The organism is Paenibacillus oryzisoli (assembly GCF_050467285.1).
Taxonomy (GTDB): Bacteria; Bacillota; Bacilli; order Paenibacillales; family NBRC-103111; genus Paenibacillus_E; species Paenibacillus_E oryzisoli_A.
The window spans coordinates 38,795-62,125 of record NZ_JBCMUN010000011.1 but is presented as its reverse complement, the minus strand read 5'-3'; the positions used below and the strand labels follow the sequence as shown (position 1 = coordinate 62,125).

The window sequence follows — 23,331 nt, the reverse complement described above, 5'->3', positions numbered from 1 at the left end:
GAAAGCACTGTCCGAAGAGGACAGTGCTTATTTATTGCCGGAACCTTCGGACAGCTTAAAAATTTATAAGGATACAGCTATCCGCGTATGTCCAGTCGCGGGCGTAATCACAACGCCAAGCGCAGTTCGCTCCCAAACGGCGCCTTCGACCGCCTGTACGTCGTCGATGCCCCTGAGCACGATCGTGTAGGGCTTCGCGGCGCCCTGACTATCAAAGCGAATGCCGCTGCCGCTTCGTTCAGCGTGGACCTGCAGCTGCAGCTGGGCCTCTGTATCATACACAAGAGCGGACGCGCTTGCGCCGTCCTGCAGCTCGAACAAATGCAAGGCTGCGCCATCGGCATAGTCGTAGTCCGGTTTGAGCTCGTTCGCGCCGATCGGCAGGAGCGAGTTCGGTTTTACAAGCAGGGGCAGCGACATGTAGTCATACACCGCTTGCTGCCACGCGCGGCCTTCAATCACGCGGCCGGTAAAGAAGTCAGTCCAACGGCCTTCCGGCACATAATATGTCGCCTCGCCGCGGTCATTAAAAATCGGCGCCACAAGCAGATTGTCGCCGAGCATGTACTGCGTATCCAAAAAATGACTGGTTGGATCCTCCGGGAAATCGAGCACCATGGCACGCATCATAGGAATCCCCATGGAGGCGGACTGTATGGCGCTGCCAAATAGATACGGCATCAATGCGCATTTGAGCTTTGTAAAATGACGGAGAACATCCACGGCCTCTTCGTCGAACAGCCAAGGCACGCGATACGATTCGTTACCGTGCAAGCGGCTGTGCGAGGAGAGCAGGCCGAAGGCGACCCAGCGCTTGTAGATGTCGGGCGGTGCGGTACGTTCAAATCCGCTGATGTCATGGCTCCAGAAGCCGAAGCCGGATAAGCCGAGGGACAGACCGCCCCGCAGCGACTCCGCCATAGAATCGTAGTTGGCCGAACAATCGCCGCCCCAGTGGACGGGGAACTGCTGTCCGCCTGCGGTTGCTGAACGCGCAAAGAGCATGGCTTCATTTTTACCGAGCTTTTCCTCCAGTACTTCAAATACAGCTTTGTTGTACAGGAAGGTGTAATAGTTGTGCATTTTGTTCGGGTCGGAGCCGTCATAGTACTGAACATCCGTCGGGATGCGCTCGCCGAAGTCTGTTTTGAAGCAGTCGACGCCCATGTCGATCAGCCGGCTCAGATGGCCTTTGTACCAAGTCACAGCTGCCGGATTCGTAAAGTCAACGAGCCCCATGCCGGCCTGCCAGAGATCCCACTGCCAGACGTCGCCTTCCGACGTTTTGACCAAATATCCCTTGTCCATGCCTTCCTGAAAGAGCGGCGACTTCTGACCGATGTACGAATTGATCCATACGCAGATTTTAAGCCCTTTCTCCTTCAAGCGCTTCAACATGCCTACGGGATCGGGGAAGAGATCGGCGTCCCACTCAAAATTGGTCCACTGATACTCCTTCATCCAGAAGCAGTCAAAATGGAAAACATGCAAGGGAAGCTCCCGCTCAATCATCCCGTCAATAAAGCGATTGACAGTCGCCTCATCGTAATCGGTCGTGAAAGAGGTAGTCAGCCAGAGGCCAAAAGACCAAGCCGGCGGCAGCGCAGGCTTACCTGTCAGTGTCGTGTAATTGTTCAGCACATCCTTTAATGTGCGGCCGCCGATGATGTAATACTCCAAACTCTCGCCGGGCACGCTGAACTGCACCTTGGACACCACTTCCGAGCCGACCTCGAAGGAGACCCGCTCAGGATGGTTGACGAACACGCCATAGCCCTTGCTCGACAAGTAAAATGGGACGTTTTTATAGGCTTGCTCGCTGCTGGTGCCGCCGTCTTCGTTCCAGATGTCAACGGTTTGCCCGTTCTTTACAAAAGGTGTAAAGCGCTCCCCGAGCCCGTAGACATGCTCGCCGACCCCAAGATCGAGTTGTTCTCTGACGTATACGTCTTTATTGGCCGTTGTGATATGCCCTGGGCCTTTAAAGTTAGAGCCTGTGATCCGCTTCCCTTCATAGAAAAATTGCGTTCCCCATACTCCGCTTTTCGGGATGGAGACTTGGAGGCTGCCGGTAGTCATCGTCACCTCGCTGCCACTCTCGGCGATCTCGACTTTATGAACGCCTCGTTCAGGCGGATACAATTCAAAATTCGGCCCTTTCGGCTGTTTCCCGGCATGATGCATCCAACATACCCGGATAACGTCCGCCATAGGCGAGCTTAGCTCACAGGTCAGCATAGCGCCGTTAAGTGTATCGCCTTTTCGTGTGATTTTACGGGCGGCAGCGAAGACCTTCACTCCGTCGTCTTTCTGCTGTACCTCGCGAACATCGTGCGGGTTAAGCACGGTATAGCCTTCCTTCGCCATCCAATAGCCATTGGAAAATTTCATTGCCAACATCCCTTCTATATATTTTAATATAAGTATATTGATTTCTTCGTATCATTCCTTTCGTGATTTTGTTTGAATGTATCAGAATTTTGACATCGAAGAGTAGTGGGGGTAAAAGGAGGAGGACGCGATGCAGCAAGCGCAGCTCAAAGAGGACCGCATTCATGGCGATCCATTGTATCCGATTCGTGTGTATGAAATTGATTGTCAACCCGGTGAAGAGCTCCTGGACCTTCATTGGCATGAAGAGCTGGAGTTTTTGATGCTGACAAAAGGAAGCGCTGTCTTTCGTGTGTCGATGGACGAATATCTACTAACGGCGGGGGAAGCCATCTTCGTAAATGCCGGGCAGCTGCATGCTGGCTCAATCGCCTCGGATGGACCGTGCAGCTTCAAGGCAGTGGTGTTTCATGCCAACCTGCTAAGCGGAGAACGATTTGATCTTGTCTGGGAGAAATACATCCATCCGCTCCTTCTACAGAAATATGTGACACCTGTTCACATAAGCCCTGGCGGTGCGAAAGAGGAGAAGGAGCTGCTGGAGCTGCTCGAGCTCGTTTTTCAAGATAATCTCAATGCATCACCGCTCTATGAATTAACGACGAAGGCCAATTTGCAAATGATGATTGCCAAGCTCATTTCGTTGGGAGGACCGTCATATCGGGAGGTGCTGCTGGCAAGTCAGCCCTCACAGATCGATCGAATTAAGCGAATCATTGAATATATTCAACAAAATTACAGTCTCCCTATACGACTGGAGGACTTAGCAGCACTTGTGTCGTTCAGTGAATCCTATTTTTGCAGATATTTTAAAAGCATGACAGGCAAAAGTCCGCTCGTGTATTTGAACCAAGTCAGAGCTCAGCGGGCCGCTTGTTTGCTCAAAGATACGGATAAGAAAATCATGGAAATATCGCTCGATGTCGGGTTCAACACGCTCAGCTATTTTATCGGCGTATTCAAAGCGCACTTTGGTTATACGCCCTCTGAATATCGCAAACGAGAACGGGTATAGGGAGGGAATCTTGATGTTTGGCAAGCTGAGGGAGAATTTGAGGGCCTTTACTTATGATTATTTAACGTTAAAACGGCGAATTTTTATTATTTTTCTCGGCAGCACCCTCATTCCTTTTATTTGTATCGTACTCATTTCGTACTACACGATCTATTCCATCCTGACAAATAAAATTCAAAATGGGATCCTTAGCAATCTTAAGCAAGTAGAGCTTTCTATGGAGAATACGATTTCCAACCTCAACCATGTGTCTCAGCAGTTGGCTTTTGCAGGGAGCGTCGGCAAGAAGTTGGATCAAATGCTGTCACTTCCTTCAGAGCAATCGTTCGAGCGTTCCAAAATGCTCAGTGACTTGAAGGATGAGCTAAGCTTGGTCACCTTTACCAATCCCAATATTGGGCTCACCTTTTACTATTTTCAAAAGGATCGTACGTATGATCTTGAGAACATGGGGGTGAAAGACACGTTTGCACCGGAAAAGCTGCCATTGCTCGCGGCCTACTCGGGTATTTCTTACTACGGTCCGCATATCAGCAACAATCGCTTTGATAATAATTTTGTGCTGTCAGCATTGCGGAAGGTGGATCTACCGACACGCGACGATGTCTATGTGTATATTGAAACGGGATTTCATCTTACCCAGAACATCTTAAATAATGGACAGTTCGGCGGTGGGAATTATCATGTTTTTCTGGACAATAACGGTCGAGTGGCGTATACGGAGCTTCCTCAGACTTTTGCCAAGGATATGATCTTCCCGAAATTTTCTCAGAATCAGACGTATGGAACGCAAAATGAATTTTATTGGTTCAGGCAGGTGAGCAATCAGGGCTGGAGCATCGTATCCATTATCCCGAAAGCCGACTACAACAAGGAAATCAATCAATGGTTCGTTCAAATCGGTTTATTTGCCCTTCTTTTCCTGGTGATTAGCATTGGAATGGCGTGGGTGTTGTGGAAAATGGTCTATGTGCCCCTGAATGGATTTAATCGCGAGATTAAGCTCATGGCTCAGAATCGAGTGCAAAATGCGACGGTCAAAACGAAAATACCGGAGTTCGATTTCTTGCTGCATCAATTCAGGCAAATGAAAGAGCAAATTTGGAGCCTGTTTGCTGAGGTGGAGCGCAAGGAGAAGAGCAGGGTCGATTTGGAAGTCGAGAAGCTTCTTTATCAGATTAACCCACATTTTCTTATGAACACATTGGATACCGTCCATTGGTTGGCGCTTATGAACGGGCAGACGGAAATTGATAAGCTCGTATCGTCGCTAAATAAGCTGCTGCATTACAATTTAGGCAAGCTAAGGGCAGCTTCAACTGTCCAAGAGGAAGTTGAGGCTTTGAAGCAGTATTTGACCCTCCAGCAAATTCGGTACGATTTTCAGTTCGATGTTCAGATGCAAGTGGATGAAAAAGTATGGCGATTGCCGATTCCGCGATTTATTTTGCAGCCCTTGGTGGAAAATTCGCTCTATCACGGGCTCAGTGATGATGGGTATATCCAGGTCGAAGTGTGTCTGACGGACAAGCTGCAAATTGCTATTCGTGATAACGGAGCGGGCATGTCTGAGGAAACCATTCATCAATTACTGCATCGGTCAGACAGCGAGAATAAGAAGGTTGGTATGGGAATTGGATTGAATTACGTCAAACGCATGTTGGAATCGCAATACGGCGATCAGGCGCAGATCCGTATTCAGAGCCGAATCGGCAATGGCACGACAATTCAAGTTACTATTCCCGTAATGGAGGTTCGATCCCAGACATGATTAAAGTGATGATTGTTGATGACGATAAGTTGGTTCGTAAAGGCTTAATGTCGGCTATGCCATGGGGCGAGTTTGATATGGAAGTCGTCGGTGAGGCGAGCAACGGGGAGAAAGCGTTAGAATTTTTGGCTGTCAACAGCGTAGAGTTATTGCTGACAGATCTGGCGATGCCGGTGATGTCGGGGATTGAGCTCTTAAAAGTTGTGCGCAAGCAATATCCGAGCATGTATACCGTCGTGCTTACGTTTCATCAGGATTTCGAATACATTCAAGAGGCGCTTAGGCTGGGCGCAATCGATTATATTGCCAAAGTCCAGTTGGAAAAAGAGCGTTTTGAAGAAGTGCTGGGCCGAATCCATAAGCGCATTCTTGAGGATGCCAAGCCTGTCCAGCCGACCTCGGAGGATTTCTATGCGGCGAATCATCGCCCGCAGGCGGATAGTGAGGTTCAGCCGGCAATGGGGCGAGATGCCGATCACTTGAAGGATATGTGGGCAGGGCTTGAATGGATTCATCATGAGGAGCCGTTTGCCGCTCAGCTTCGGCAGCTGAAAGAACTTCGGCTCCCGCCAACCAAGCTTTTCGGCCATCTCTATGCGCTTTCGGATAAATGGAATCAATACTTCCTCACCCTTGGAGGGACAGCCATTAAAATGCCGGACGCTTTTGACAGCTGGCAGGAGGTGGAAGTATGGCTTACCGAGATACGTGATCTCATTCGGAAGGCGATGGAGAAGCCGGCCTACTCGCAGGAAGTGGTGGACAGCGTCATGAAGGCTGTCCGCATTATGAAAGAAGAGCTGCAGGAGCCAGTTACGTCAGCGATGATCGCGAAGCGGGTGAATATGAGCAGAAGCTATTTCAGCCAATGTTTTAAAGATATTGTTGGCGCGAATTTCAGTGAGTATCTGCGGAATCATCGCATCGAGAAAGCGAAGGAATACTTGCTCTACTCGAATAAAACGATTCTCTGGATCGCCGAGCAGGTCGGTTATATGGACGAGAAATATTTTAGTCGTACGTTTCGCGAGTTAACGGGCTGTCTCCCCAGCGAATTTCGCTCTCAGAACGGAACAGGTAGAGAAATGTCCAATCCTAGGGGGGACGTTTGATGGAAGTGACTGGGAATCATGGCTGTATGGCCAACATTCTCGGTCAATCTCCCGACTAAACATGTAACCGTTTTCCATCCTAGCTGCGCGCATGCCTGTGTTACTTTTAGAGAGTAGATAAATTCTTGAAGGAAAGAAGGGGCTACGATGAGAAAATCACGAAAGAGGCTAATGCTACTCCTTGCGGGCATGATGGTGGTCATGTCAGCTTGCTCGGAAGCGAATAACGCGAAGGAGTCACCGAAAGCGTCCAATGCGCCGGCGCAGACGAGTACAGCACAAACCGCAGGGCAAACGGAAGCGGGGCCTTTTACAAAATCCGCGAATCCAATCACGATCCGAATCGGTAAGGATGTCGATGCAGCAGATAAGAGCTTGCCGGCTGGCGATTCCCCGGAGAGCAATCAGTACACGCGGTACATCAAAGAGAATCTCAACATTGATACCAAAATCGTCTGGCAGGCTGCGAGCGGAAAAGATTACGACCAGAAGGTTAATCTATCCATCGCCAGCAATGATTTGCCGGATGCGCTAGTGGTCAAAGATACGCAGTTCAGGCAAATGGTAAAAAGCGGTCAATTGGCTGATCTGACGGAAGTGTACCAGAAATACGCCTCACCGGCACTTAAGCATATTATCGATACAACGCAAGGGCTGGCTTTAAAATCCGTAACAGTCGATGGCAAAATGTATGCCCTGCCGAACGTTACAACAGAATCCGATATGGTGCATATGATGTGGATTCGGAAAGATTGGCTGGATAAATTGGGGCTGGAGCCGCCAAAAACGATGGACGATCTGGAGAAAGTAGCCAAAGCGTTCGTGGAGCAGGATCCGGACGGCAACGGCAAAGCGGATACGATCGGGATTACAGGACCGCAATTAGGCGGCTTGCTGAATGCGGACTTTATTAACCCGAACAATAATAACTATGGTTTTGATCCGATTTTTGCTTCCTATCATTCGTATCCGGGCTTCTGGGTCAAAGGCGCTGACGGCAAAACAACGTACGGCTCCCTTCAACCCGAAACGAAGCAAGCGCTGTCCAAACTGCGCGATCTTTATGCCAAAGGGCTGATCGACAAAGAAATGACGATCCGCAAGGATGCACAAGAGCTCATCAAAAACGGAACGTCCGGCATCTATTTCGGCCTATGGTGGGCAGGCGGTTATGGTCCATTGGCTGATGCGATCAAGAACAACCCGAAAGCGAACTGGCAAGCCTACACAGCACCGCTGGATGTGAACGGCGAATTTACGCCGCATATGGGAAATCCGACGAATCAATATCTCGTTGTTCGCAAAGGCTACGAGCATCCAGAAGCGGCGATTCAGATGGAAAACCTGCTGCTGCGTGATGAATCCAAATTTGATGTGAAAGTCGCAATCGGCAACTATCCGCTGCGTATCGTATTCGCGCCAATGGATGAAATGGACGTTACGTACAAAATGATGAAAGAAGTGCTGGCCGGCACCAAAAAGCCGGAGGATCTCGATTTACCAGGCTATAAATTGCTTAAATCGGATGCGGAGAAAGTGAAAAAAGTGAAGCTGGAGCCGTACGATAAGTACGATATTCAGTATTGGGATCCCAACGCGGATCTGGGTGCATGGAAACGGATGTACTCCACGTTAGTCGGGATTTCGCCGCTGCAGAAGCCGTATAAGAAGACTTACAGCGTTACGTATTCGCAAACGAAAACGATGGAGAGCCGTTGGGCTTCCCTCGATAAATTAGAGAAGGAAACGTTCCTCAAAATTATTATGGGAGCAGCTCCGCTTGATACGTTCGATAAGTTTGTACAAGATTGGAAAAAGCAAGGCGGCGATCAGATTATCGCTGAAATTGAGGAAAGCTTGAAGTAAATGCAGGCACAGGCGTCAGAGCATTCTGACGCCCCTCCTTCAACAACGAAGAATGGAAGTGATGGACTGGATGGTTACCAAAGGATTTGCCAAGCATTACTATCTCATGCTTCTTCCTGGCTTCATCTGGTTGACGCTGTTTAGTATCGTGCCGATGTTCGGCATTGTCATTGCTTTTCAAAATTTTAATCCGGGTCAAGGGATTTTTCATTCGGAATGGATCGGTTTGGAAAATTTCAAGTACATGTTTTCATTGAACGACAGCAAAACGGTGTTCTTCAATACACTCATTATCGCCGTTATGAAAATTATCGCGAATTTGATTGTGCCACTCATTTTCGCGTTACTGTTAAATGAATTGCGCCTGGCAATTCTAAAAAGATGGGTGCAAACGCTCGTGTACTTACCGCATTTCTTGTCATGGGTCATCCTGTCCGGGATTCTGCTCGATATTCTGTCCTATAAAGGGCCGGTTAACAATTTCCTAGGCATTTTCGGGATCGAGCCAACGTTGTTTTTTGGGAAAGCGGAGTTGTTTCCTTTCATAATTGTGGGAAGTGATGTGTGGAAGGAATTTGGCTTTAACACGATTATTTTTCTGGCAGCTTTGACGGGCATTAACCCCGCCTTATATGAAGCGGCTGCGATTGATGGCGCTACACGCTGGCAGCGGCTGCTGCATGTTACGCTTCCAGGCTTGATGACGACCGTCGTATTGCTTGCGGTGCTTTCTCTTGGAAACGTATTGAACGCTGGCTTCGATCAAATTTTCAACTTGTACAATCCACTGGTCTATTCGAGTGGGGATATTATCGATACCTGGGTATACAGAACAGGGTTGCTGAACCTGCAGTATGGACTGGCAACTGCGATGGGCTTGTTGAAATCCGTGATCTCGTTTTTACTCATTACGACCTCGTATTTCTTGGCTGCCAAATTTGCAAACTATCGTATTTTTTAACATAAAGGAGTAGGGCTATGGTTAAAGAAACGACATTGAGCTCAAGAGCATTCGATCTTCTCCTGATCGTCGTGTTGGTCGGTATTGCGCTGCTTTGTGTGCTGCCTTTGTGGTACACATTGGCCGTTTCGTTAAGCGACAATGCGGCAGCTTCCTCGGGCCGAGTCAGTTTCTGGCCGGTCGGATTGAATTTCAAATCGTACCAAGAAATTATGGGCGACGGTAAGTTTTTCAACTCATTCTGGATCTCGATCCAACGCGTCGTGCTGGGGTCAAGCCTTAACTTTGTTATCATTTTGCTGTTAGGCTACCCTTTATCGAAGAGCTCCAAAGATTTGCCGTACCGAAATGTGTTCATGTGGATTCTCGTGTTCACCATGCTGTTCAACGGGGGGTTAATCCCTTGGTATCAGACGGTAAAATCGCTGGGGCTCATCAACAACATCTGGGCGCTCGTGCTTGGGAACAGCGTTCCTGTGTTTAGCGTCATCCTGGTTATCAACTACTTCCGCAATTTGCCGAAAGAGTTGGAGGAAGCGGCACTGGTTGACGGAGCAGGCCCTTGGTACATGCTGGTGAAGCTGTTCGTCCCGTTATCAGTACCGGTTCTGGCTACCGTTACATTGTTCAGTATCGTCTATCACTGGAACGAGTTTTTTAACGGACTTGTGCTCATGTCGAATGCAGATCATTATCCTCTGCAAACGTACATTCAACAGCTCGTCGTCATTGTGGATGCCAATACGATGACAGCCGAGCAGATCCAGAAGATGAGCGAGCTCTCGAATCAGACATTGAACGCGGCAAAAATCTTTATTGCAATGCTGCCGGTTCTCGTAATTTATCCGTTCCTGCAGCGGTTCTTTATCCATGGAATTACATTAGGATCTGTGAAGGAGTAGCGTGTTCTGCTGGGCGGCTGTTAATCGTTTACAAAGCGGCACATTCCAATCGGAATGTGCCGCTTTGTGCGCAGAAAACCGCCCGAATACTCGATCTATCCGCTGATGACCTAGATGCGCCAACAGCTAAAAGTTGAGATTTCGATGATCACTTTAGATTTTGATGATGTATTGTTGACGTTTGTTTTCGTATGATGGAAGGACGGATACAGGGTATCTCACATATCCTGTGATTTCATAATAAAGGGGCTGTTCGCATGGAGAACAACGACAATGCCAAGACAAACTGGGAGACAGCGCGGCAACTGATCGATGTGGAGGCCATTATGCGGGAGGCGGAGGTCTATTTGACGGCGCCAACCATTCAGATTACGGATGCAATCTCGCTGCACAGCCCTGGGAATGCTCATGATTATTACTCCAATGGCGACTACTGGTGGCCCAACCCCGATACGAAGGACGGGCTGCCCTACATCCGCCGCGACGGTCAAAGCAACCCGAATAACTTCAACGCACACCGGGAATCGCTGAGGCGGATGCGGACGCGGACAGCGTGTCTGACATCGGCCTTCCGGCTATCGGGCGAGCGAAGGTTCGGCGAGAAGGCGATCGAACTGCTGGCCGCTTTCTTTATAGATGAAGCAACTCGAATGAATCCCCATCTGCGCTATGCGCAAGCGATCCCGGGCGTCTGCGAAGGCAGGGGCATCGGCATCATCGATACGCTGCATCTGATCGATGCGGCGGCGGCTGTGCAGGTGCTGCAAATCAGTGGAGAGTTTGATCAAGGGGTACTCCAGAACGTGACTGGGTGGTTCGCCGCGTATTTGAATTGGATGAATACGCATCCGCAGGGAATCGAAGAGCGCAGCGAGCCGAATAACCACGGCGTGTGCTGGTTCGTTCAGGCGGCAGCTTTTGCCAGGCTCACGGACGATGCCCGCATGCTGGCTTGGTGCAGAGAACAATTCAAAACGCGCCTCCTCCCCGAGCAGATGGATCTCAGCGGGGGATTCCCGAGAGAGCTGGCACGGACGAAGCCGTATGCCTACTCGCTTTTTACGCTGGACAATTTCGTGACGCTCGCGCAACTGCTATCCGTTCCGGGTGATAACCTATGGACTTACGAATTACCGGACGGACGAGGCATCCGGCAAGGCATGTCTTTCTTACTGCCCTACATCGAGAATAAATCCGAGTGGCCTTACGGTCCGGATATTGAATATGAAGACGACTGGCCTGTCGGGATGTCGTTCATGCTCTTCGCCGGCCTTGCCTACGGGTCTGAACGCCTGTTACACTTATGGCGAACGTTGGACAAGAACCCCAGACAAGCGGAAGTTCGTCGAAATATGGCGATTCGTCAGCCTCTGCTCTGGTTATTATGAGATTAAAAGAAATCCTGTAAGCAGTTACATCCAGAGAGGTGAGCCACGGATATGAAGAAAAGTCCTGTCCGATTTAATAAACGCAGCGTGTGGATGACATGGCTGATCTCGTATATTTCGGTGCTGTTGGTTCCCATACTGATTAGCGGCATTTTGTACACCGCGTCCTGGCATGTCGTCGAATCGGAAGTAAACCGAGCGAACAACTACGCACTGGAGCAGATGGAACAGGCCATTGATAACAGTCTGGGCGGCATTGAGCGGTTAAGTATGGAAATTTCATTGAATACACGTGTGAACGCGTTTATAGCGACCAATCAGCCCCTTACGGACAGCGACTACTATGACTTGGTCTCAATTGCCAGCGATTTGCGGGTCTATCAGACGGCGAACGACTTTATCGAGCAAATCTATATCTATTTCCGCAACAGCGACACCGTCATCTCCTCACGCAACCGTACGGAAAGCCGCACGCTGTTTGGACAGATTGAGGGGGATGAGAGGAAAGGCGCCGACAGCTGGCGGGAATTTTTTGATAAACAGTACGTGCAGACGTATTTGCCGGTGACGATCCAAGACGATGCCGGGCCGTACAAAGCGATTCTTTATGCCAAATCGGTGTCCTTGACGAACCGGGATCAGCCGGGAGCTGTCCTGCTCTTCGTGATCAAGGATACCAAGATGCTGGACAATATTCCGTCCTCGGAGGCCGCGGGAATTGCGGTGTTGGATGCGGACAATCGCTTGGTCGCTTCAAGCGGGCTCAAGGAGAGTCCGGCATTCCTGCAATATGATAAGCTCTCGGGCAAAAGCGGTCTGTTCTACGGCAATGTCGCCGGGGAAGAGGCAGCGGTGTCCTATACGACTTCAGAGCGAACCGGCTGGAAGTACATTTCCATGATTCCGGCGGAGCTGTTTGACGATAAAATGCGAGTCATGAAAACGTTGGTCTACGCCAGCATCGGGCTGAGTCTTCTGCTTGGCGGCATCATGACCTTCGTGTTTCTTCGGAAAAACTATTATCCGATGAATCTTCTGATCCGGAGCTTCTCGCTCAAGGCAGGGATTTCGTTTGCCGAGGGCACGAACGAGTACGGCTTCCTGCAGGACGCCTTGAACAACACGTTTGCCGAAAAAGAGCAGGTCGACCGCCGGCTGCACCAGCATCGCGACGCGATTCGCTCGCACTTTTTGCAGGGGCTGCTCAAGGGCCGGCTGGACAAGGATGTGCCTGTCCACGAATCGCTGTCAGCGCATGAGATTCAGCTGATTTCGCCGCATTTTGCCGTGCTGCTGTTCCATATTGACGACTTTGGCAAGCTGCAGCCGGATATCGCCGCGGATCCTCAGAAAATGAAATTGCTGCAATTTATCGTCATGAACGTCGTAGAAGAGGTGATTGGCAGTGGGAATCAGGGCTTTACGACCGAGATCGACGACATGCAGGCGTGCATTCTCAATTTTGGCGAGGAGCGGGATCCCGAGGAGCTGCAGCGCATCGCGGAGCAAGTTCAATCGTTCCTGTTGGAGCATTTCCATGTTGATCTGACCGTCGCGATCAGCGGTATTCATGAGGATTTATTCGGGATTGCGCATGCGTATCAGGAAGCGCTCTCGGCGATGGCGTACCGGCTGGTGATGGGGAGCGGAAAGATCATTCCGTTTGCGGAGCTGCCGAGCTCGGAATCCGCCCGTCAAGCAGGCAGCTACGACTACCCGCTGCATGTTGAGCAGCAGCTTATTAATTTTGTGAAAATTGGCGATTATGACAATGCGCAGCGCATTATTCATCTCATTATCGACAACAATGTCTCGGACTCTGCCCTGTCCGTGCCGCTCGGCAAGTGCCTGATGTTCGATCTAGCCGGCACGCTGCTCAAAACGATGGACGACATCGGCGCGCAAGGCGACAAGAAGACGTTGTTCGTCCAGATGGACGCGGTCGAGCGGCTCACAAGCTGTGAGACGATCCGGGAGATGAAACAGGAGATTCTCGCTATTTTGGAGCAGGTGTGCCACGGTATTCAAATGGATCGCAAGCCGGAGCAGAATCCGCTCGGCGAGCAGGTCATGGCTTTCGTCAGACAAAATTACGCCGATGAAAGCTTGAATATTTCCATGATCGGTGAGAAATTTGGCCTGACACCATCCTATCTATCAAAGCAGTTCAAAACGCAAACCGGCGACTCCCTGCTGGACTTCATCTCCAAAACGAGGCTCCAAGAGGCGAAGCGGCTGCTTGCCGAGCAGACGCTTCCCGTGGCGGAAGTGGCGAGACGGGTCGGCTATACAGATATCAATACGTTCAACCGGGCTTTTAAAAAATTCGAAGGCATTACGCCTGGCAAATATAAAGGCATCCAAGGCTAGACGCCTCCTGTCCGAAGCCGTTCAAGCTTGCTTGGACGGCTTTTTGCTTTTTTGAAGGTGTGACAGCTAATAATGATGATGTCGGTTTTCATATTTTAATGATGCCTTTTCGGCTTTTGAGGCTATTCGCGGAAGGGTCGGAGCCTGCATAATAAGGCCATGGCGCCAAACCAAACCAAATCAGAACAAATCAGAGTGAAAAGCGATTCGCATACCAGGAGGGGTTTACCTAATGAAGAAAAAACTACTTCAACGCAAGTCCATCGGCGTAGCACTAAGCGTAGCCGTAGCATCCAGCATGTTCGTTGCCTGCTCGAAAGACCAAACCTCAAGCCCGAGCAGCACCAACGCACCTAAAGCGACGAATCAACCAACCGCCGCGGCAGGCATCACCTATCCGCTGCAAACGCAAGACACGTTAACGTCATGGGAGCAGATTAATCCGAATCTTCCGGCCTTCTTCCCGAATTTGGCGGATTCGCCATTTGGAAAACAATTGGAAAAAGAAACAGGCGTAAAGGTGAAATACACGCATCCGGCGGACGGCCAGTCCAAAGATCAATTCAATCTGCTGATTGCCTCGAACAACTTGCCGGATGTGATCGAATATAGCTGGGGCGGCACGGGAACAGCAGCTGCTTATCCGGGAGGACCGGAGAAAGCGATCGCGGATAAAGTGATCCTGCCATTGAATGATTTGATTGACAAAAATGCCCCGAACTTGAAGAAGCTGCTTCAACAAGATAAAGAACTGGACAAGATGATTAAAACGGATAGCGGCACGTATTACGCGTTCCCGATGATCCGGCCTGACAACGGTCTCGTGTTCCGCGGTCCGATGCTTCGCAAAGATTGGCTGGACGAACTGAACCTGCCTGTGCCGACGACCATTGACGAGTGGTACACCGTGTTGAAAGCGTTCAAAGAGAAGAAGGGCGCAACAGCACCGTTAACGGCGCAATACAGCGGCGAGCTGAACATTCAGGATGCATTCATCGGTGCTTACAAAACAGCTAACCGCTTCTATGTAGACGATCAAGGCAAAGTCAAATACGGACCGATCGACCCGCAATTCAAAGATGCGCTGACTTTGCTGCGCAAATGGTATGCGGAGGGACTGATCGATAAAGATTTTGCGTTGAATACCGACTCGAAAACGCTGGATAACCGAATGGTGAGCGATTCATCAGGCGCGACCGTCTATCTGCTCAGCGCTGTGGGCAAGTGGATGGACACAGGCAAGAAGAAGGATCCGAAATACCAACTGGTGGCTGCACCATACCCTACTGTGAATAAAGGTGAGCGCGCTTTCATCGGACAGCGGGATTTCAAATATAACCCTGCCGTCAGCAAAGCGGTATCCGCTTCGAGCAAGCATCCTGACCTGGCTGTTCAATGGATGGATTACGCGTATGGCGAAAAAGGGGCTATGCTCTTTAACTTCGGTATTGAAGGCGAGAGCTACACCGTGAATAACGGCGTGCCGACATTCTCGGACAAAATGACGAAAGATCCGAAGTACAACTTGCAGCAGCTGGTCTCGCAATATACGAAACCGAACGGACCGTTCCTGGGCGACAGCCGCAAAAGCTTCAATACGTACAAAGAGCAAGATGACGCAGTGAAAGTTTGGGAGCAAACCGATGCGGCGAAACACGTCCTTCCAGGTTTCCTGACACCGACTGTTGAGGAAAGCAAGGAACTGGCTAAATTGACAACCGCTATTTCCAGCTACAAAGAAGAAATGTTTGTGAAATTCGTGATGGGCAAAGAGCCGATCGATAAGTTCGACGACTACGTGAAACGCATTAAAGAAATGGGTATCGACAACGTTGTTAAAATTTACCAAGATTCCCTAGATCGCTATAACAAGCGTTAAAAGAGAAGTCTCAGGAAGGAGAGGGTGAGAACGGATGAACACCATGCTGACCAAGTCAATCCAACCCTCAACACGCATAAAAAAAAGCAGAATAGGACTGCTGCGCGACATTCGGTCGAATAAGCTGCTGTACGTGATGCTCGTGCCGGTTCTGCTGTACTACGTCGTCTTTCACTATGTGCCGATGTACGGCGCGATCATCGCCTTTAAAGATTTTTCCCCCAGACTCGGCATCTGGGGGAGCGACTGGGTAGGGTTTGAACACTTCCAGGCGTTTTTCACAGGGCCTTATTTCTGGCGAACCATGAAGAATACGGTGCTGATATCCTTCTATCAGCTCCTGTTCGGGTTCCCCGCACCGATTGTGCTGGCGCTGCTGCTGAATGAAGTGAAGCACGCGCTGTTTAAGCGCACCGTGCAGACCGTGACCTACATGCCGCATTTTATCTCACTGATCGTCATTTGCGGCATTCTGAAAGATTTTACCTCCAGCGAAGGGGTTATCAACGACATTGTCGCCTTCTTCGGCGGCACGCGGGAGACGTTCCTGCTGGATCCCAGCTTTTTCCGTACGATCTACGTATCCTCGGGCATCTGGCAAAATATCGGCTGGGGCACGATCATCTTCCTGGCGGCCTTGACAGGCATTGATCAGGAGCAGTATGAGGCGGCGAGGATCGACGGCGCAGGCAGATGGAAGCAGATGCTGAACGTCACCTTGCCAGGACTCATGCCCATGATTATCATTTTGCTCATTCTGGATATTGGGCGCATGATGAACGTCGGTTTTGAAAAAATTATTTTGCTCTACAACCCCGGCACCTACGAGACAGCGGATGTCATCTCCTCTTATGTGTATCGTGTCGGCTTGCAGGATTTCAACTACAGCTTCAGTTCGGCGGTCGGCTTGTTCAATGCAGCGATTAACTTTGCCCTGCTCATTTCATCGAACTGGCTAAGCCGTAAATTCAATGAAACGAGCCTATGGTAAAGGAGGAAGAAGACGATGCTGAATCGGCCGAGCTTTGGAGAACGGTGCTTTGACCTTGTAAACATGTTGTTTCTGGTGCTGCTCATGCTAGTCACCGTCTATCCAATTATTTACGTCGCGCTGGCGTCGATCTCCGATGCGAGCTCCCTGATGGCGCACAAGGGAATGCTGTGGCATCCCCTCGGTTTCACACTGGATGCGTACTCGTACGTCTTTCAGAACCCGATGCTGTTAAAAGGGTACGGCAATACGCTGTTCGTCGTCGTGGTCAGCCTGGTGCTGAACATCGTGCTGACCGCCTTCGGCGCGTACGCGCTGTCCCGCAAGAGCGTGCAGTATCGGAAACCGCTGATGTTGTTCATCGTCTTTACGATGTTCTTCAGCGGAGGTTTAATTCCGCTCTACCTGACGGTTAAAGGCGTCGGCCTGCTGGATTCGCTGTGGGCGCTCATTATTCCGCAGGCGATCAACACGTTTAATCTCATTTTGATGAAAACAGGTTTCGAGGCCATTCCGGATGCCCTGGAGGAGTCGGCGAAGATCGACGGCGCCAATGACTTTGTCATTTTGTTCCGGATTGTCCTGCCGCTGTCGATGCCTGTGATTGCTGTCATGCTGCTGTACTATGGCGTAGCCCATTGGAACTCCTGGTTTAATGCGATGATCTTCTTGCAGGAGCGAACCCTGTATCCGCTGCAGCTCGTGCTGCGGGAGATTTTGCTGCAAGGGGAAGCTAACGCGAACTCAGGCGCGTCCGACGGCGACGCTGCGGCCTTGGCCGCTTCGATGAAATACGCGACGATTATGGTGGCAACGGTACCGATCCTCTTTATTTATCCGTTCCTTCAGAAGTATTTTGTGAAAGGCGCATTGATTGGCGCGATTAAGGGGTAGCAGGGCAGGCCAGCTCAAGTATGGCGTGCATGCTCCAAGGGTAATCTAACCAAGGTAAAAGGAGCAAAATCTTTCATTTTGCCGATAACCGGAGGTTGCTTACCCATGATCATACGCCTCGGCTACGTCGCCATGTCGACGGTCGTCAAGAACGCATCCCCGTCCAAAACGATGACGGCGACCAACTTTAGCAAGCTCACCGATCGGGAAGCGGCGATTCGCAAGCTGGAGCGCATTGCTGCCGAGAATCTGCAGAATACGCTGCGCCTGCTCAAACATAACCGGGCCCATGACATCATGGTGTTCCGGTTTTCGTCGCGCTTTATTCCGCTCATCGGTCATGAGCTGTTGGGGGACTGGAATCCGATTCCAGCCCTCGCAGCGGAGTTCGAAGAGCTGGGCAGCTACGCCAAGCAGTACGCGATGCGCGTCAGCTTCCACCCCGATCACTTTAACGTGCTCAGCACGCCTCGGAAGGATGTCCTCCAGAAATCCGTGGAGGATCTGGAGCGCCATACCGCCATGCTGAATGCGATGGGACTCGGTATGGAGGCGATGTGCAACATCCACGTCGGCGGCGCTTACGGTGATAAAGCGAAGGCGGCTGGGCGCTTCGTGACGAACTTCCAGGCGCTGCGCCCGCCGATTCAAGCGCGCATCACGCTCGAGAACGACGACAAGACGTTCAACGCCCTTGAGACGCTGGAGATCGCCGAGCAGGTCGGCGCGCCGATGGTGCTCGACGTGCACCACCACGCCGTCAACAACGAAGGCGAGGATGCTGTGCAGCTCTGGCCGCGCATTCAGGAGACGTGGCTGCAGCGGGCGCGCCGCTACAGCGCAGAGGAGCCGGCGGCCAATCTGCCGCCGAAGATCCACGTCTCGAGCCCCAAGAGCGACACCGACCCACGCAGCCATGCGGACTACGTGGAGGTGGGGCCGCTTTGGGCTTTTTTGCAGGGGATTGCCCCCATTACCCCGCAGCTCGACATCATGATCGAGGCCAAAATGAAGGACGACGCCCTGTTCCGGCTCATGGACGAGTTGAAGCGGATGGAGGGCGTGACGGTGGTGAATCAGGCTTCTGTCATGATCTAGCCGCTTTGTGCAGAAACCCGCTCGAATACTCAGAATTGTCTTGAATTGTTGGACAAAATCGGGTACGTTGATGAATGGGAAGTTATGACGCACAATCCAATGGGAGAGGGGCAACAAATCCACCATGAGTCAATTATTAACAGGCAAAAATATACTCGTTATGGGCGTCGCCAATGACCGCAGCATCGCTTGGGCAATCGCGCAATCGTTAGCTGCGCAGGGGGCGAACCTTGTATTTACTTTTGAAAATGAACGCGTCGAGGAACGCGTACGCAAGCTTGCGGACACGATTCCAGGTTCGGCGCTGCTGCCTTGCAACGTCACCGTCGACAGTGAGATCGATGCGTTGGCCGAGGCGCTCAAAGAGCGTTTTGGCGTCGTACATGGCCTTGTACATAGTATTGCTTTCGCGAAAACCGAAGAGCTGGACGGCCAATTCGTGGACACGTCCCGCGACGGCTTCGCGCTTGCGCACGACATCAGCGCGTACTCGCTGGTGGCGGTGTCCCAGCGGATCTACCCGCTGATGACCGAAGGCGGCTCCATCATGACGATGACGTACCTCGGCGCCGAGCGCGCGATGAAGAACTACAACGTCATGGGCGTTGCCAAAGCTGCGCTGGAAGCGAGCGTTCGCTACCTGGCCGCAGACCTCGGCCAATACGGCATCCGCGTGAACGGCATCTCCGCCGGTCCGATCCGTACGCTGGCGGCGAAAGGGATCAAAGACTTCAACTCGATCCTCCGCCAAGTGGAAGAAAAAGCGCCGCTGCGCAAAACGACCGAGACCGCCGAAGTCGGCGACACGGCGATGTTCCTCATGAGTCATCTGTCCCGCGGTATCACGGGCGAAGTGATTTACGTCGACGGCGGCTACAACATCGTAGGCGTTTAAAATTGGACAAACCGTACGGCCCTATCTGGCTGTGCGGTTTTTTTTATCGCATGTTAATTGACAGATTGCCGCCATATGTAAAAATGTACGAATAAATTAGGATGAAACGCTCTAGTATTTAAAACGTATATTTTACTATACTTAGCTTGTTATCTAAAATATGAAAAGAAAGAGTTGAACATATATGACAGGTGGCGTTTCGGAATCTTTCGTAGTTGGCAGCAAGAGCTTCACGGCGGTTGCGATCAATACGGCGGCGAAGGCCGGAGAATGGATCAAGAGCAAGCTCGGGGACATTAACTGGGTGGACACGAAGTTTTCTGCGCAGGATCTGGTGACCGAAGTCGATAAAGGGTCGGAGAAGCTGATCCGCAATCTGATTCTGACGCATTTCCCGGACCATTCGATTCTGGGAGAAGAAGGGGTAGAACCGGGCCCGGAGGCTTCCAAAAAGGCCCTGCAGGCCATGAGCGACGAAGAATACCTCTGGATCGTCGATCCGATCGACGGCACGACGAATTTCGTGCACGGGTTTCCTTTTTACTCCGTGTCCATCGCGTTGGCGCACAAGGGTGAAGTGATCGTCGGCGTCGTGTATGACCCTTCACGTGACGAGCTGTTCGTTGCCGAGAAAGGCAAGGGCGCCTACCGCCACGGGAAAAAGACGGAAGTGTCCGCGGAAGATACGCTGCTGCGCAGCTTGATCGCGACAGGCTTCCCGGCCGACCGCGACGGGGCGCTGCCCGTCAATCTCAAAGGCATGCAGGCGATCGCGCCGAAGGTACGCAACCTGCGCATCGCCGGTTCGGCGGCGCTGCACATGGCATATGTGGCGACAGGGCGTCTGAGCGGGTTCTGGGAGATCGGCCTGAACCCGTGGGACATCGCGGCGGGCGCGCTGCTGATCCAGGAGTCCGGCGGCCGGGTGAGCGACTCGGATGGTACGCCGTACCATCTGGGCGTGCGTAACGTGATCGCGACGAACGGACATATCCACGATGAGCTGATTCAAGAACTGGCGAACGCCGGAGCTTCGCGAATCGAATAGAAGGTAGGGCAGCGTGCACCGGAGGGGATCTGGTGCGCGCTGTTTTTTTTGCGTGGGCAGGGGATCGCCGGAGCGATAAGGAAGCGCGGACGATTCGCTGCGCGGAGTGCTGGATTCCACGATGCACCTTCGACGGGAAGCGGTGAGGAAGGGCGCCGCCCCCACCCACTATGACAGTAAGTGTGACTGACGTGGATAAAATAGAATAAGCGCTTCGCGAGTGCTTATTCTTCGAATATCGGTGCTCAGCGGTGCAATAAGCACTCTGTGAGTGCTTATTGCATGAACCAAACGGCGGAACGGGCGAATTTGACAGAAATAAGCGCTTTGCAAGTGCTTATTGTCTATCATTCGGCGTTCAGCGGTGCAATAAGCACTCTGCGAGTGCTTATTGCACTTCGTACGCGTAACCTGACAATAGTGCCTCCACTCCTCCGTAACGGTTACAAGAGCGCGTATTCAGCCGAAAAGGAGGCCTTTCAAGCTGTAACGGTTGCGGTAGAGGCTATTTCGCTTAATCCGGGTGATTTCACGGGAGTTTAGGCAAAATAAGCTCGCTGACAACCGTTAGACGTGGGAGCTGCCGCATTTTGAGGCAAATAAGCGCTATGGCGACCGTTAGGTTCGCGCTAACTTTTTCTAGCCGGGTCATCCCCGGTTTTCACACTGGTGCAATCGCTTTATATCCACTATAATAAGATAGAAGTCATAATTTAAACGTTTCAATTACTTGGACACGCACCTCGCGTGATCGAACATAAGATAGGAGTGCTTCTATGTCGGCTAATACTCAAACACAGCAAGGGACGTCCCCGGATATCCTGACGTTCGGCGAAACGATGGCGCTGCTTATGCCTTCCGGCGGCAAAGGCTTGGAATACTCGGCTGACTTGCACAGCCTGTTCGGCGGGGCGGAGAGCAACGTGGCGATCGGCATTTCGCGCCTTGGCGGCAGCGTGGGCTGGTTCGGCAGACTGGGCAAGGATCCGCTGGGCCGGATGATTTTCAAGAAGATTCGCGGCGAAGGCGTTGATGTGTCGCGAGCGGAGCTGACAGCGGAAGCGCCGACCGGACTCATGATGCGCGAAGTGCTCATGGGCAAAACGTCCGTCTACTACTACCGCAAAAACTCGGCCGCAAGCCGAATGGGCGCGCAGCATCTGGACGAGTCCTACATCGCAGGAGCGAAGCTGCTGCATCTGACCGGCATTACGCCGGCGCTCAGCGAGTCCTGCCGTGAGGCGGCTTTCGAAGCGGTGCATCTGGCGCGCAAACACGGCGTCAAGGTGAGCTTCGACCCGAACCTGCGCCTCAAACTGTGGAGCATCGAGGAAGCGCGTCCGGTGCTGCTGGAGCTGGCGAAGCTGGCGGATATTTTTCTGCCAGGTCTCGATGAGCTGAAGCTGATGTACCAAACAGAGGACTGGGATGCAATCGTGGCCGAGCTGCGCAAGCTGCCGGGCGTCTCCATCGTCAAAGGCGGCGACAACGAGACGTACGTCGTAACGCAGGACGAGATCGTAGCTGTGCCTTATTTTAAAGCGGAACATGTTGTCGATACTGTAGGGGCTGGGGATGGCTTTTGTGCAGGCTTTTTGGTTGGTGTGCAAAAAGGGCTCTCGTACCCGGAAGCGGTCCGAATCGGCAACCTCGTCGGCTCGATGATCGTGCAGACGGAAGGCGACTGGGAAGGCGCGCCGACGTGGGAGCAGGTCGATGCGGTGCTTAACGACGTTAAACATATTGAACGGTAATCCCAGGCAAGCTGGGGAACCGATAAGGAGACAACCAACATGAAAAAAATCAAATTGCTGCAGCAAATTTCCAATGAAGGCGTCGTCGCCGTTCTTCGCGGCGAAACGCCGGAAGAAGTCGTCGAAATGGCCGAGCAGGCCATTGAAGGCGGCATCAAAGTCATCGAAGTGACGATGACCGTGCCGTTCGCGCTGCGCGCGATCGAGGACTTGGCGAAGCGCTATTCCTCCACATCGCAGGATGCGTCCAAGTACGCGATTATCGGGGTGGGCACAGCCCTCGACCCCGAGACAGCGCGTGCCGCCATCCTGAGCGGGGCCGAGTTCGTCGTCGGCCCGTCTCTTAACCCGGCAACGGTTACGCTGTGTAACCGGTACCGTGTGCCCGTCATGCCCGGCTGCATGACGATCGCCGACATCCAAGCCGCGCTTGAGCTTGGCGTGGACATTGTAAAGCTGTTCCCCGGCAATCTCTACTCGCCGGCGATGATTAAGGCCATTAAAGGTCCTCTGCCGCAGGCGAACATTATGCCAACCGGCGGGGTGTCGCTGAGCAACCTCGGCGAATGGATCAAAGCCGGCGCCGTAGCCGTCGGCATTGGTTCCGATCTGACCTCCGACGCGGTCAAAACCGGTGATTACAGCCTTGTCGCGAAGAAGGCTGCGCAATATATCGAAGCTTACCGCGCAGCGAAGCAGTAGGCTTGAGAAAGCGCCCATCTTGCAGGGGCGCGCTGACAATACGCGAGGGTGCGCAGCCCTCCGAATGCATCACAATGAACCCTTGTTGATCAAGGGTTTTTTGTTATGTTCAGCATAATGCAGGTATCAGGTGCAATACACACGTCAGTATGTCCAAGTCACTCAGGCACGATCTTAGGATGGACTCCAGTAGGAGAAGAAGGGCAACGTAGGTATGGATTACATGAAGAGATGTAGACAGAAGGAAAATAATTCAATATGATATTTTATGAGATACTTATTTTTACAAATTTA

17 protein-coding genes are annotated in these 23,331 nt (G+C 51.7%); 16 read left to right on the top strand and 1 reads right to left on the bottom strand.

The window, feature by feature from the left end; genetic code table 11:
* Positions 1-63 precede the first annotated feature (63 nt).
* The gene (gene yicI / locus ABE504_RS19500) at positions 64-2,391 is read right to left on the bottom strand and encodes an alpha-xylosidase (protein WP_430091759.1); all 2,328 of its coding nucleotides are present in this window, start codon (positions 2,389-2,391) and stop codon (positions 64-66) included.
* A gap of 130 nt (positions 2,392-2,521) precedes the next feature.
* On the opposite strand from yicI, the gene ABE504_RS19495 reads away from it, so the two are divergent.
* The 16 genes from ABE504_RS19495 (at position 2,522) to ABE504_RS19420 (ending at position 23,037) form a co-directional block, all read left to right on the top strand.
* On the top strand, positions 2,522-3,406 hold the full coding sequence (locus ABE504_RS19495) for an AraC family transcriptional regulator (protein ID WP_430091757.1): 885 nt from the start codon (positions 2,522-2,524) through the stop codon (positions 3,404-3,406).
* A 13-nt stretch (positions 3,407-3,419) separates the two neighbouring features.
* Complete coding sequence (locus ABE504_RS19490) at positions 3,420-5,177, top strand: sensor histidine kinase (RefSeq protein ID WP_430091755.1); 1,758 nt, start codon at positions 3,420-3,422, stop codon at positions 5,175-5,177.
* Positions 5,174-6,289, top strand: a complete 1,116-nt coding sequence (locus ABE504_RS19485; protein ID WP_430091753.1) for a response regulator transcription factor — start codon at positions 5,174-5,176, stop codon at positions 6,287-6,289. The genes ABE504_RS19490 and ABE504_RS19485 overlap by 4 nt, the downstream gene beginning before the upstream one ends.
* Before the next feature lie 147 nt (positions 6,290-6,436).
* On the top strand, positions 6,437-8,155 hold the full coding sequence (locus ABE504_RS19480; RefSeq protein WP_430091751.1) for an extracellular solute-binding protein: 1,719 nt from the start codon (positions 6,437-6,439) through the stop codon (positions 8,153-8,155).
* Positions 8,156-8,225: 70 nt separating this feature from the next.
* Positions 8,226-9,116, top strand: a complete 891-nt coding sequence (locus ABE504_RS19475; protein WP_430092102.1) for an ABC transporter permease — start codon at positions 8,226-8,228, stop codon at positions 9,114-9,116.
* A 17-nt stretch (positions 9,117-9,133) separates the two neighbouring features.
* Positions 9,134-10,018, top strand: a complete 885-nt coding sequence (locus ABE504_RS19470; RefSeq protein ID WP_430091749.1) for a carbohydrate ABC transporter permease — start codon at positions 9,134-9,136, stop codon at positions 10,016-10,018.
* 257 nt (positions 10,019-10,275) lie between these two features.
* Positions 10,276-11,406, top strand: coding sequence for an alginate lyase family protein (locus tag ABE504_RS19465; RefSeq protein ID WP_430091747.1), 1,131 nt, complete (start codon positions 10,276-10,278; stop codon positions 11,404-11,406).
* Positions 11,407-11,457: 51 nt separating this feature from the next.
* Positions 11,458-13,776, top strand: coding sequence for a helix-turn-helix domain-containing protein (locus ABE504_RS19460; protein ID WP_430091745.1), 2,319 nt, complete (start codon positions 11,458-11,460; stop codon positions 13,774-13,776).
* Positions 13,777-14,008: 232 nt separating this feature from the next.
* Complete coding sequence (locus ABE504_RS19455) at positions 14,009-15,655, top strand: extracellular solute-binding protein (protein WP_430091743.1); 1,647 nt, start codon at positions 14,009-14,011, stop codon at positions 15,653-15,655.
* Positions 15,656-15,698: 43 nt separating this feature from the next.
* Positions 15,699-16,646, top strand: coding sequence for an ABC transporter permease (locus ABE504_RS19450; RefSeq protein WP_430092100.1), 948 nt, complete (start codon positions 15,699-15,701; stop codon positions 16,644-16,646).
* A 15-nt stretch (positions 16,647-16,661) separates the two neighbouring features.
* Positions 16,662-17,540 (top strand): carbohydrate ABC transporter permease, encoded by an 879-nt coding sequence (locus ABE504_RS19445; protein WP_430091741.1) that lies wholly within the window; start codon positions 16,662-16,664, stop codon positions 17,538-17,540.
* A 105-nt stretch (positions 17,541-17,645) separates the two neighbouring features.
* Entirely contained in the window at positions 17,646-18,638 is a 993-nt protein-coding gene (gene uvsE, locus ABE504_RS19440) for a UV DNA damage repair endonuclease UvsE (protein WP_430091739.1), read from the top strand.
* Positions 18,639-18,762: 124 nt separating this feature from the next.
* The gene (gene fabI / locus ABE504_RS19435; protein WP_430091737.1) at positions 18,763-19,533 is read left to right on the top strand and encodes an enoyl-ACP reductase FabI; all 771 of its coding nucleotides are present in this window, start codon (positions 18,763-18,765) and stop codon (positions 19,531-19,533) included.
* 184 nt (positions 19,534-19,717) lie between these two features.
* Entirely contained in the window at positions 19,718-20,581 is an 864-nt protein-coding gene (locus tag ABE504_RS19430) for an inositol monophosphatase family protein (protein ID WP_430091735.1), read from the top strand.
* Between the two features lie 776 nt (positions 20,582-21,357).
* A complete protein-coding gene (locus tag ABE504_RS19425) occupies positions 21,358-22,335 on the top strand; it encodes a sugar kinase (RefSeq protein WP_430091733.1) in 978 nt (325 codons plus the stop codon).
* Between the two features lie 39 nt (positions 22,336-22,374).
* Positions 22,375-23,037 (top strand): bifunctional 2-keto-4-hydroxyglutarate aldolase/2-keto-3-deoxy-6-phosphogluconate aldolase, encoded by a 663-nt coding sequence (locus tag ABE504_RS19420; protein WP_430091731.1) that lies wholly within the window; start codon positions 22,375-22,377, stop codon positions 23,035-23,037.
* Positions 23,038-23,331 lie beyond the last annotated feature (294 nt).